The following is an 11,339-nucleotide window of genomic DNA, read 5'->3' on the forward strand; positions in this document are numbered from 1 at the left end:
CTCACCACTTCCAAATATATTTGAGTATTATTTCACCTACCTGTGGTTTATTGAAAACAAAGAGTCTCCCCTTATGATCTAAGAGAAAGTTCTTTCCCAAAACTATGTAGCCATCTTTTACTTTATAGATTGTACTTTTCTCTAGCTCAACTTCTATTGGCGCTTTGATATCTTCAAGCTCTTTCTCAATTTTGGACTTAACAGACTCACTAATGAACTTTAGTGGTTTAAGCTCAGCTTCTTCACCTTTAACTTCTGAAGAATCTAAGTAAATTCCCCAGAATTCTTTTGCACATTCAAAAGGATAGACGTACTCACTCCCGTATTCTGGGGAATAGAGCTCATAGATTAGTGCCAGAAGTACTTTTCTGCCATCTCCTCCATACACATGAATCTCTATGTTGTGCTTGTCGTCTTTAAATCCATTCTCAAAGACTTCTAGCTTCTCTTCGCACAACATACTACTCACCTTCTAATGTACTTGTAAACGTATTCTTGGGGGAGATACAGTGCTGAACTTCCCCTAATTTCAAAGTTTGATGGTTTTACGTCAAATATTACTATGTTTGCAGATTTAAGGTTTGCTAATTTTTTTGTCTCTTCTATCGCGTACTGCAAATCTCCTATGTCATCAATGAGGGTTCCATTGACTTCATATGCAAACCAAGCTCTCCCATCTGCATACTCTTTAACTTTAGTTTCGTTGAGGTTTCTTCCTTCCATGACTACATCTAGAAACGTCTTAAAGTAAACATCTATTTGCTTTTGTATAATTTCTCTCTCTTCAGGTTTTAATCCTCTCCAATCGGCTCCCATATCCTTATATGGCCCGGTTTTAAAGACTTCTACTTCTATTCCATTCATCTCATAGTATTTTTGAGCATTAAAATGAACGTAAATTACTCCAATGCTCCCGACCTGGGCATAGGGATCAGCGATTATTTTATCGGCTCCACATGCTATATAGTAGCCCCCAGATGTTGCGTAGCCACTAATGTATGCAACAATTGGTTTTATGTAAGCGAGTTCCTTTACCTCCTTGTATATAGCTCTGACTGGTCCTATATATCCTCCTGGGCTATCAATCCAGAGAAGAACTCCCCTTATTGATGGATCTGACTTTATAACCTCAAGTTTCTTAACTACCTCCAGCGCCATGTTTTCGTCTATTAATCCAAATATTGGGACTATTGCTAAACTTCCGTTAGCTGTTTCATTTTGTTTTTGAATATACGCTCTTAGATATTCAATTTCTTTCTTTAATTCCTCTATTTTTAGCTGCAGAGTTGTATAGTTTGTTGTTATATTTGTCTGGGATGGCAGAATTTTTTGTAGTTTATATGTAGTTGACTGGAGCTCCCCAACTTGAAGATACAAAAGCGCATTTGCTGCTATTGAAAAACTTAAGACTAGAGCTAAGATAAACGATATGTATTTCCACACACCCTCTGGCATCTTCTTTTCCCCTAATCCACTCTAACAAAATCAAAGTTTATAAGTTTGCAAGGTGTTGGTCATGTAATTGTGTGTCCTATGCAAAAATTTTTAAACACTCATGTGAAGAGAGAGACAGAAAAATTTTTGCAAAATTAGGAGGTGATGCTCATGCCTAAGAAAGAGAGGAAAGTTGAGGGAGAAGAGGTTATTAGAGTTCCTCTACCAGAAGGAAACCAGTTATTTGGGGTAGTAGAACAAGCCTTAGGGGCAGGATGGATGGACGTTAGATGTGAGGATGGGAAAGTTAGAAGATGCAGAATCCCAGGTAGACTAAGGAGAAGAGTGTGGATTAAAGTTGGTGACCTTGTAATTGTTGAACCATGGCCTGTGCAGAGTGACAAAAGAGGTGACATAGTTTACAGATATACCCAAACACAAGTGGAATGGTTACTTAGAAAAGGAAAGATCAGTCAGGAATTTCTCACAGGTGGCTCTCTGCTGCTAGAGTGATGGGACATGGAATGGCTAGATAAAGAAATTGCAGAAGTTCTTGGGTTAACTGAGAGGAGAGAGAAGGATAGTGAGCTCTTTAAAGTATTTAGTGAAGTATTTGACAGAACTACAGTAGAGACCATTAGCTATTTTTACAGAAGGGGGAAGATAGAACGTCTCTATGGAGTTCTAAGTACGGGAAAAGAAGCTAATGTGTTTGCTGGATTCGACTCAAAAGGAAACAGAATTGCCGTTAAAATATATCGGACTTACACTACCGAATTTAGAAGGATCTGGGAGTATTTGGCAGCAGATCCAAGAGTGGGCTACCTACCTAAAGACATTAGAAAGTTGGTGTTTGTTTGGACAAGAAGAGAGTTTAAAAATCTGCAAAGAGCCATGAAGTATGCAGTAAGAGCACCAGAGCCAATAGCGTTTAGAAATAATGTTCTTATAATGGAATACATTGGAGATGATCGACCAGCTCCCAGGTTAAAGGACATTGAGAAAGATTTGGAGCTTAAAGACTTTGAAGAGCTCTACGATTTTGCTATGGGGAGTATAGAGAAATTGTGGAAAAGAGGGGATATGGTTCATGGAGATCTGAGTGAATACAACATCCTTATCTGGAACGAACCTGTAATTATAGATTGGTCCCAAGCAACTGTAAAGAGAAATAGAATGAGCTTGACCCTCCTTTACAGAGATATTAGAAATATCACTAATTACTTCGGTAGAAAGGGTGTTAGCGTGGAAAATCCTGAGGAGAAATTCAGAGAGTTGGCGGGTGATGAGTTATGGGAGAGGACTTTGAGAAACTTATGAAAAAATTTGAGAAGGTTAGTAAAGATGGTGAGATTATTAAAGAGGAAGAGGATGAAGAGTGGGAAGAATTCTTCAAGCAAGAAGAATATGTTAAGATTCCAAAGGAGAGAATTGGTGTCCTTATAGGCAAAAAGGGGCAAACAAAAAGAGAAATTGAGAAAAGAACAAAGACAAAGATTGAAGTCGATAGTGAGACTGGTGAAGTCTGGATAACCTCTACAAAAGAAACTACTGATCCCCTGGCTGTTTGGAAGGCGAGAGACATTGTACTAGCTATAGGGAGAGGATTCTCGCCTGAGAGAGCTTTTAGACTACTAAATGAGGGCGAATACTTGGAGATAATTAACCTTACTGACATAATAATAGGAAATGAGAAAAATGCTCTCCCAAGGGTTAGAGGCAGGATAATAGGAAGAAAAGGACGGACAAGGGAAATAATAGAAGAGATGAGTGGGGCGAGTATTAGTGTATACGGAAAGACAGTTGCCATAATTGGGAATCCAATTCAGATCGAAATAGCAAGAACGGCAATAGAAAAGCTTGCAAGAGGCTCTCCCCACGGCACTGTGTATAGGTATTTAGAAAGAAGGAAGAAAGACCTTGAACTTGAAGGATCAATGTATTATGAAAACTTGTGAGGTGAGCATATGGCTGAAGCAAGGGATTTATTTAAGGAGTTTAAAGTTCAGAGTGTAAGTGAATTCTTCAGAAGAAATGCAGCAATGTTAGGATACACTGGAAGCATAAGGTCGCTAACTACAGTCATTCACGAGGCCGTTACGAATTCCCTTGACGCATGTGAAGAGGCAGGAATTCTCCCTTATGTTAGAGTGGAAATTGAAGAGCTTGGAAAGGAGCATTATAAAGTCATAGTTGAGGATAATGGACCAGGAATTCCAGAAGATTACATTCCTCATGTCTTTGGAAAAATGCTCGCCGGAACAAAGGCTCATAGAAACATTCAGAGCAGGGGACAGCAGGGAATTGGTATAAGTGGTGCTGTAATGTTTGCTCAAATTACAAGTGGAAAGGCTACCAGGGTAATAACCTCCACGGGTGACGATGAAATTGTTGAAGCTTGGGTGAAGATTGACGTTCAGAAAAATGAAGGTAAAATTGTGAAGAAGATAAAGCATCCAAATCCCAAAAGGTGGAGAGGAACAAGGATAGAGCTTGAAGTTAAGAACGTTAAATATGTTCGCTCAAAGCAGGGTGTTTATTGGTATCTAAAGTTAACTGCGATTGCAAATCCTCACGCTCATATAGAATTGGTTGAGCCGGACGGGAAGTTAATAGTCTTTCCCAGGTCGAGTGAGGACATTCCAGAACCACCAGTGGAAATGAAACCTCATCCTAAGGGTGTAATGACGGACGATGTATATACAATGGCCCATAGAAGTAAGAGGAGCACTGTAAGGAGATTCCTAGTAAGTGAATTTTCAAGAATAAGTGACAAAAAAGTTGACGAGCTGGTACTGTACATAGCTGCTTTGAGGCTAATAAACAGAGAGGTTACAGATCAAAACCTCAAGTCTCAACTCATTGAAAGGCTTGCTAATGGGGAGGTAGAGAAAGTTCTCAAGTCTTTTGGGAGAAAGTGGAAGAAAGTCGTTGAGGAAGTCGAGAAGATAATGGAGAAGCCTCCAGAGAAACTAACCTGGCATGAGGCGGAAGAAATAGTTGAGGCATTTAAGCTAATGAAATTCCTGGCTCCTCCTACCTATGGACTGAGGCCAATAGGGGAGGAAAACATAGAGAAAGGACTTTCATCAATTCTCAGGCCAGAGTTTGTAACGGCAGTGACAAGACCACCAAAGGTATATTCGGGTGGAATTCCCTTCCAGGTAGAGGTGGGAATAGCATATGGAGGGGAAATTACTAACTCAGAAATTTTGAGATATGCTAACAGGGTGCCGTTGCTGTTTGATGCGGGTTCATGTGTAATAACTTCAGCAGTCAGAAGCATAGACTGGAGGAGATATAGGGTAGAGTCCTTTGATAACGCTCCGCTTGTTGTCCTCGTTAATGTTGTAAGTGTTCACGTGCCCTATACTAGCACTGGCAAGCAGAGCATTGCGAGCATTGATGAGATTTACAATGAAATTAGGTTGGCTTTAATGGAAGCTGCTAGAAGGCTTGCAGCATATCTTGGTGGGAAATATAGGAGGTTATATCAGATTAGGAGAAAGAAAATCTTCGAAAAATACCTTCCTGAGATTGCAAGGTCACTTCACATTTTAACTGGCGAGCCTGAGGAGAAAATCAAGGAATATTTCCTTAGGTTGATAGAAAGCAAAATCACCGTTGCACAAGAGGGGGTGAGCGAAGTTGAAGTTGAAGAGGGGGAAGCCTAAAGAAAAATTCTCATATGATCCTCAAAAGGTATTAAAAAAGCTTGAGGATCTTGCTTATAAGATACTAGAGGAGGTTAAAGCAGGCAAGAATCCATACTTCGATGTTCCAACAAGGGGGTTAAGTAATGTCTACTTTGATGAAGAGGCCAGATTGATTAAGCTAGGAGATAAGCTATCAAGGAGATACTTCCTCAACGTTGCCCATGCAAGGAAGTTTATGCAGACGTTGATCTTGATGGCCTATGTAAAAAGGTTAGTTTCAGAAGGGAAACATGCGAGCTTAAGAGAAGCCTATTATGCGAACAAGCACACTATTCCGGGTACTCATGAAAATACATTTGAAGATCAGAGTGAAAGCGATCCAATTATAGAGGATCTCGAGAGAATGCTTGGAGTACTCAGAGAGGAGATGCACATCACTGCAGATAGACGTGGATATGTTTATGGAGATATTGTAATTAAGGATGGGGAAGATGAATTTAACGCATCAAAGCTTGGAATGGGTGGTTGGGCAGTTCCTGGGACTGTAGAGCACATTCAGTTCCCAGAGATAAACGTTGATTATGTTCTAGTTGTTGAGACTGCAGCAATGGCTGATAGATTGATAGAAGAAAAGTATCCAAAGAGGGAAAGAGCACTGATAATTGCGACCCAGGGACAGGCTTCAAGGGGTGTAAGAAGGCTAATTCACAGGCTTCACTATGAAGAGGGGTTGCCGATAATTGTCTTCACGGATGGAGATCCCTACGGTTGGTACATATATTCAACAATAAAGCAGGGATCCATAAACTTAGCTTATCTCAGCGAAAAGCTAGCAACTCCAGATGCAAAATTCGTTGGAATGACTATGGATGACATAAAAGAATACGGCCTTGAGCATGTTACAGAGAAGCTCAAAGGAATACCTCCAGACAAGAAAGGAGGACCAACTGGAGACTACAAGAGGTTAATTGAGGAACTCAACTATCCATGGTTCCAAAACAAGGAGTGGCAGAGACAATTAAAGCTTGCTCTTAAGTGGGGAGTGAGAATAGAGCAACAGGCATTGGCAAACAAATCTCTAGAGTTTGTCGCAAAGGAGTATCTGCCTGAGAAAATTAGAGAAGGTAAACTGCTACCGTGATGGAGTATGCCAACGACTGAAGAGCTTATAGCAAGAATAAACAAAATACTCGATGACATAGCGATAGATACCCCTGGGTTATTTGAAGATTTTGATGTTCCAAAACTTATTTTTACCTTTAAGAGTAGATTAGAGACCTTGAAAGAGCTTGAAGAAGAACTTGAAAGAAGAGTTGGTGAACTGGGGCCTACTCCAATTATAAAAGACAAGAAATCCAAGGATCTTCATCTATCCTGGGTATATAGGAAAAGACACTACAGAGTTTTGACACTTGAGAGGCTAAAGTCTGCTATTACTGCACACAAGATAGCTCTCTCAATACTGGAGGCTAACTACATACTTAAGATCAACAGATCTGAAATCTCCTTAGAAGCGCTAAAAAAGGAGAATTTATCTAAGATTAAGGCTATAGAGAAAGACATCAAGCTTGGTAGGGTGGAAATACTCCCCTATTTGGCTTATTCCGGAGATGTGTTGAGGATTCTTGGACAACGTGGAATAGAGGTTAGAGAGCATTTTAAGTTCATAAAGAGTAAGCTCAGAGAGGAGGGAGTTGTTAGAAAAGAAAAATTTAGAATAGAGGTGGAATATCTGGAAAATGGAAGATTAAAAAAAGAAAAGGTGGAATTGCCAGTGGATTCTGACATAGAAGGAGAGTTGCGTAAAAGGTATGGAAGGAGATTTAGATGGAGAGTTTTAAGCTATGTAAAAACAATGGGAGTCCTGATAAATAATCACTACACCGTGGATAACTTGGCCTTAGCCTATGGAACCCTAAATCCAAGAGAAGGGGCAAAACTACTAGCTCTTGATCTTTTCAGGTACTATTTCCTAACTTCTGAAAAAGAGAGAGAAAACCTAGGCCTATATCCTGGTCTGAGGAGTTGTATTGACTGTCACTATTCTTTATTTGATCTCCCTTTTAGAGATAGAAAAGACTTTAAAACGGGATTTGGGAGTATGTTGCTCATAAGAAAATGTGAAGCTGAGAAGTTGCTCGTAAAAAAGAAAAGTGACATATCAAGGATACCAAACTACATCCTTGGAGGTATATTACTTTATGGTGCCTCACCGTTTACAGAAGAAGAAGTCACCGAAATTTTGGGTATAGATTTGGAAGAACTCAAAGCTGGGATAAGAAAGTTTGTCGTTTCTGGTCTCCATAAAGTTGTTTTTGCAGATGTTAGTAAGTTTGAAAAATTCATGCCAAAGAGTGACAAAGCTAGAAAGTTTTTAGAGCTCCTTCAGGGGTGAGAGAATGAGAGTTGAGATAACCGCGAGAAATGTAAAGGAGCTCTTGAAAAAAATTGATGAGACTCTTAATGAAGATGTTACCGAGGTTTACATAAACTTAAGACCCACTAAGGAAGTTGTTGTAAGAATACTTGAGAATGCTCCGAACGTTAAAGTTATTGGATGCCCTCCCAGCCTTTATCCTATGGTGTCGAAGAAGGTTATTCGAGCACTTGAGCAACTTGGAATAAAAATTATCCCCATTGAAAAAGGAAGAGGCAGGCCAAAAAAGTACTCGCCAAAAGTAATACAACTCATAAATAAAATGAGAGAAGAAGGAAAAAGCCCCAGGGAGATTAGTAAGGCCCTCGGGATTCCAATAAGAACACTATACTATCTTATTGAAGTTTCTGGAGGTAAAAAAGGTGGATCTTAGGAAGATTATATATTTTTCTTTGGGTATCCTAGTTTTGGGTCTCATAACTGGAATTTATTACAAAAGAGTTGATCACATATATAGATGTACCGCTTGGATTCTAGGACTCTTGGCAATTATCTTGCTTCAAAGGAAGCGCTTTTCCTTTGGGTCAAAGGTCCTAGATGCCCTACTATCTCCATTTTATTCAGAAGATATTATGGCAATTTTAGCTCTTTTTGGAGCTGTTCATGTTTCTCTAGTTAATCTTCCTTTCACAACAATAGACTTGTTTCATAAAGAGTGGAGAAATGCAGATATAATAAGTCACTTTTTGGGTGGATTAGTCCTTTGGCTAATAATTGCAAAGGTCTTGTATGAGCTCAAGCTTTCAAATAAGGAAGTGCTCTTTTATTCAATAGTGATATTCTACACACTTGCAGTAGGATGGGAAAGTATAGAAAAGCTTAGTGAGTCCCAAATTTCTTTCATTACAGAATCCCTGGGAAATAAAATTAGGGATATTATTGCTGATACTCTTGGGCTATTTACGGGAATAATGATGGTAAAAAGGGAAAAGTCAACTCTTTCCGGCTATCTTGACGTTTTCAAATTTTATGTATGGGGTAATGACGTTAGTCATTCCTACTAGAGTTCTCTGTTCCTTACTAACTTCTGTAGCCTTTTTGAGCAATTCATAGATATTCCCAGCTATTAAGAACACTGTTGATCCAACAATTTCACCATTTTCAATTATGTAAGCAGGATTTGCCGTTACTGCAAAGTTGCCATTATCTGGATTGCTTGAATGTGCTCCTTGAACGCCATCTACTAAATAACCATGTTTAATTTCCCCGATGATCTCTTCAAGGCTCCTCTTACCATTCTCGATGATAGGAACGTGAAGACCAATAGTTATTCCACCCCCGCTCCAATCTCTTACTCCATGTCCTGTGCTTTCAGTTCCGTGGACTTTTGCCCAGTAGTTGTCCCAGATGAATCCCTTAAATTCACCATCTTTGATAATCTCATACCTTCTTGTTGGTATTCCTTCCCCATCAGCGATTATTTTGGTGATGCTTAACTCGTGGAACGGGTCGTCGTAAAGGGTAATTACTTCACTTGTAATTCTTTCTCCCACTTTATCTGCAAGAGGAGTTGTGCCTTTAACCAATCTTTCTCCACTAAACGCTGGGAATAGGGCATAGTTAAGCAATCCTGATATTGCCCAGGGGCCAAATATTAGGGTTGTTTCTTCATTTTTTGCTTGTTTAAAGTTATAAGCCCACTGGACTTTTTTGACTCCGTTCTTTACTGTTTCTTCGATGTTCAAGTTGAGGTTGTCCTTGGCGTCAAATTCAAAGATTCCTGGGGTTACAATACCTTCTTTTCTTCCTACGAACTCAAAAAATGCATAGGCAACTCCAAGTTCTTGGGTAACGTTTATGCCATGGGAGTTCACTATAGTAATTTCATTCCATGAAGTTCCAATGCTTCCCCCCGCAACGGTTAAATTTTTATCAAGTTCCCTTGCTAACTTTATTCCCTCCACTGCCATGTTAACTAATTCATCGGAAGAGGCGGACTTTAAATCTTCACTAATCTTTGGTTTTTCTCTGTATTTCCCTGGTTGAGGGAGAGATGACCACTTTTCATCGGGAGCGTTAAGCTTTGCCATCTTAGCAGCAGTTTCAATTCCTTTCTTGATCTCTTCTTTGTCTATTGTATCAAGTAAAACTATTCCAATTCTTTTGTCCTTTATACCTCTAATTATTGTTAGAATGTCCTCTCTTACGCCTCCACCAAAGACTTCATTAAGCTGAATATCAACGCTGAAATCCTTTCCTACTCTTGTTACAATCTCTAGTTCATCAAAAAATTTCTCTCCATACCTAATTAGTTCTTCCATTTCTTACCCTCCTCATCCAATAATAATTCCTCCGTCAAATCTCATGTGAGGACCTCCAGAGCTCACAAATGCAATTTGTTCCTTTCCACAGAATCCTGTTTCTATTCCAAAGTCTTTTCCTACTGCAGTTATTTTCTTTAATGCTTCAATAGCAACTCCAGTAATTGATGTGTCTCTTATAGGTTCTGCAATTTCTCCGTTCCTAATTACATAGCCCTCCTGGATACCCACTTGGAAGGCAGAATTTAACTGAGCTTGTCCTCCTCTGACGTCAACTACATAATATCCGAACTTTATATCCTCAATCATCTCTTCAAAACTCCAATCCCCTGGCTCAAACACAGTATTTCTCATCCTAATTATTGGGGGATACTTGTAGCTTTCAGCTCTTGCATGCCCGTTTGGCTCCATATTCCATTTTGCTGCATATTCTCTGTTTAGCATTATCTCCTTTAGGATGCCATTTTCTATTATGTGAATGTCCTTTACTGGAACTCCTTCATCATCGTACTTGTCATTTCCAAATCCACCTTCTACAATTCTCTCGCTCATTGTTACGAATTCTGGTGCTATTTGCTTTCCAATTAACTCTCTAAATGGAGAGTTTATTGTTAAGTCTGCTTCAGCTAAGTGTCCAAGCGCCTCATGAGCGATTATTCCGACAACTATTGGGCCAGCTACTATGGGCCATTCTCCTCTTTTAGGTGGCACTCCGTTAAGCTGAGCATGTAATTTTCTGAGTAACCTCTCTGCAACCTTTTCATTTGGCTCCTTTTCTGTCATGAGTTCCCAGCCATAATCTACCGCTCCGATACTATCTCTCGCCATTGCTAGCTTTCCTTCCTTCTTTCCAGTGACATAAACTCCTTGGTATAGATAGTTGTAGTCCCACTCTATATGAGTTCCTTCGTTTGTGAGGAGTATTTTTTGGCCTCCACCATCTTCGTATCTCACGTTTACGCTCTTTACGGATTTATCTTCCTTAAGGAGTTTTTCTAATTCTTTCAAGTGATTAACTTTTTCTTCAATATCTACTTCCCTGGGTTTGATCTTCATTTTACTTTCTACAAAATCTTCTACTGGCTTTATCTCTGCGAGTGTAATTTTTTCTTTTTTTGTCTCGGCACTTGCCTTTGCTAACTTATATGCTTCCTTTATCGCATCTTGGAGTTTGTCTAAATTGCTCGTAGAAGCAAATCCCCATGCTCCATTTGCTAGGACTCTTACTGCTACTCCCATATTCAATTTTTCAGTAAAATTGGTGAATACTCCGTCTTTTAAAGTAAGTCTTGTCTTTTTGAGGTTTTCATAACGCAGTTCTATATACTCAGCTTTAATATTTTCTTCAGCCCAACGAAGTACTTTTTCTAGAACTTCCATACTAATCACCATATTTTTACGTTTGTCAAATAATTTAGCATTCTGAAATTATAAAAATTTTTTGGATGTATGGGTGATACTGTCAGGATAACTGGGGCATCACCTCTTGAAGCCACTCAGTCACATCACCAGGCGGACAACCAAACCGAGAATGAAACCTAACAAAATTAT

At 39.4% G+C, this 11,339-nt stretch carries 12 protein-coding genes and 1 pseudogene; 8 read left to right on the forward strand and 5 right to left on the reverse strand.

Annotated features, from left to right (window positions below; translation table 11 throughout):
• Position 1: 1 nt before the first annotated feature.
• Together PWP39_RS04810 and sppA are read right to left on the reverse strand one after the other, a co-directional pair.
• Positions 2-460: a PH1570 family protein gene (locus PWP39_RS04810; RefSeq protein WP_014835444.1), complete on the reverse strand. Its 459-nt coding sequence runs from the start codon at positions 458-460 to the stop codon at positions 2-4.
• Positions 461-465: 5 nt separating this feature from the next.
• Entirely contained in the window at positions 466-1,455 is a 990-nt protein-coding gene (gene sppA / locus PWP39_RS04815; protein ID WP_011012729.1) for a signal peptide peptidase SppA, read from the reverse strand.
• A 150-nt stretch (positions 1,456-1,605) separates the two neighbouring features.
• Here sppA and eif1A point away from each other — a divergent pair, with 150 nt between their 5' ends.
• From eif1A to PWP39_RS04855, 8 genes are read left to right on the forward strand one after another with little or no spacing between them, the layout of a single operon-like run.
• Positions 1,606-1,947: a translation initiation factor eIF-1A gene (gene eif1A, locus PWP39_RS04820; RefSeq protein ID WP_011012728.1), complete on the forward strand. Its 342-nt coding sequence runs from the start codon at positions 1,606-1,608 to the stop codon at positions 1,945-1,947.
• Between the two features lie 6 nt (positions 1,948-1,953).
• Complete coding sequence (locus tag PWP39_RS04825) at positions 1,954-2,754, forward strand: serine protein kinase RIO (protein WP_011012727.1); 801 nt, start codon at positions 1,954-1,956, stop codon at positions 2,752-2,754.
• Positions 2,727-3,392, forward strand: a complete 666-nt coding sequence (locus PWP39_RS04830) for a KH domain-containing protein (RefSeq protein WP_011012726.1) — start codon at positions 2,727-2,729, stop codon at positions 3,390-3,392. The genes PWP39_RS04825 and PWP39_RS04830 overlap by 28 nt, the downstream gene beginning before the upstream one ends.
• A gap of 9 nt (positions 3,393-3,401) precedes the next feature.
• Positions 3,402-5,108, forward strand: a complete 1,707-nt coding sequence (gene top6B, locus PWP39_RS04835) for a DNA topoisomerase VI subunit B (RefSeq protein ID WP_011012725.1) — start codon at positions 3,402-3,404, stop codon at positions 5,106-5,108.
• The gene (locus PWP39_RS04840; RefSeq protein WP_011012724.1) at positions 5,083-6,231 is read left to right on the forward strand and encodes a DNA topoisomerase IV subunit A; all 1,149 of its coding nucleotides are present in this window, start codon (positions 5,083-5,085) and stop codon (positions 6,229-6,231) included. The genes top6B and PWP39_RS04840 overlap by 26 nt, the downstream gene beginning before the upstream one ends.
• A gap of 6 nt (positions 6,232-6,237) precedes the next feature.
• Complete coding sequence (locus tag PWP39_RS04845; protein ID WP_288072939.1) at positions 6,238-7,485, forward strand: DUF530 family protein; 1,248 nt, start codon at positions 6,238-6,240, stop codon at positions 7,483-7,485.
• Between the two features lie 4 nt (positions 7,486-7,489).
• Positions 7,490-7,900: a DUF1699 family protein gene (locus PWP39_RS04850; protein ID WP_011012722.1), complete on the forward strand. Its 411-nt coding sequence runs from the start codon at positions 7,490-7,492 to the stop codon at positions 7,898-7,900.
• Entirely contained in the window at positions 7,890-8,531 is a 642-nt protein-coding gene (locus PWP39_RS04855; protein WP_288072942.1) for a hypothetical protein, read from the forward strand. The genes PWP39_RS04850 and PWP39_RS04855 overlap by 11 nt, the downstream gene beginning before the upstream one ends.
• Here PWP39_RS04855 and PWP39_RS04860 read toward each other — a convergent pair.
• The 3 genes and pseudogenes from PWP39_RS04860 to PWP39_RS04870 all read right to left on the reverse strand — a co-directional run.
• Positions 8,460-9,788 (reverse strand): TldD/PmbA family protein, encoded by a 1,329-nt coding sequence (locus PWP39_RS04860; RefSeq protein ID WP_011012720.1) that lies wholly within the window; start codon positions 9,786-9,788, stop codon positions 8,460-8,462. The two genes, PWP39_RS04855 and PWP39_RS04860, sit on opposite strands and share 72 nt — an antisense overlap.
• 12 nt (positions 9,789-9,800) lie before the next feature.
• Positions 9,801-11,168 (reverse strand): TldD/PmbA family protein, encoded by a 1,368-nt coding sequence (locus tag PWP39_RS04865; protein WP_288072944.1) that lies wholly within the window; start codon positions 11,166-11,168, stop codon positions 9,801-9,803.
• An 82-nt stretch (positions 11,169-11,250) separates the two neighbouring features.
• A pseudogene (locus PWP39_RS04870) lies at positions 11,251-11,339 on the reverse strand (IS6 family transposase); the annotation flags it as partial.

It is taken from the genome of Pyrococcus sp. (genome assembly GCF_030153625.1).
In the GTDB taxonomy this organism is placed as follows: domain Archaea; phylum Methanobacteriota_B; class Thermococci; order Thermococcales; family Thermococcaceae; genus Pyrococcus; species Pyrococcus furiosus.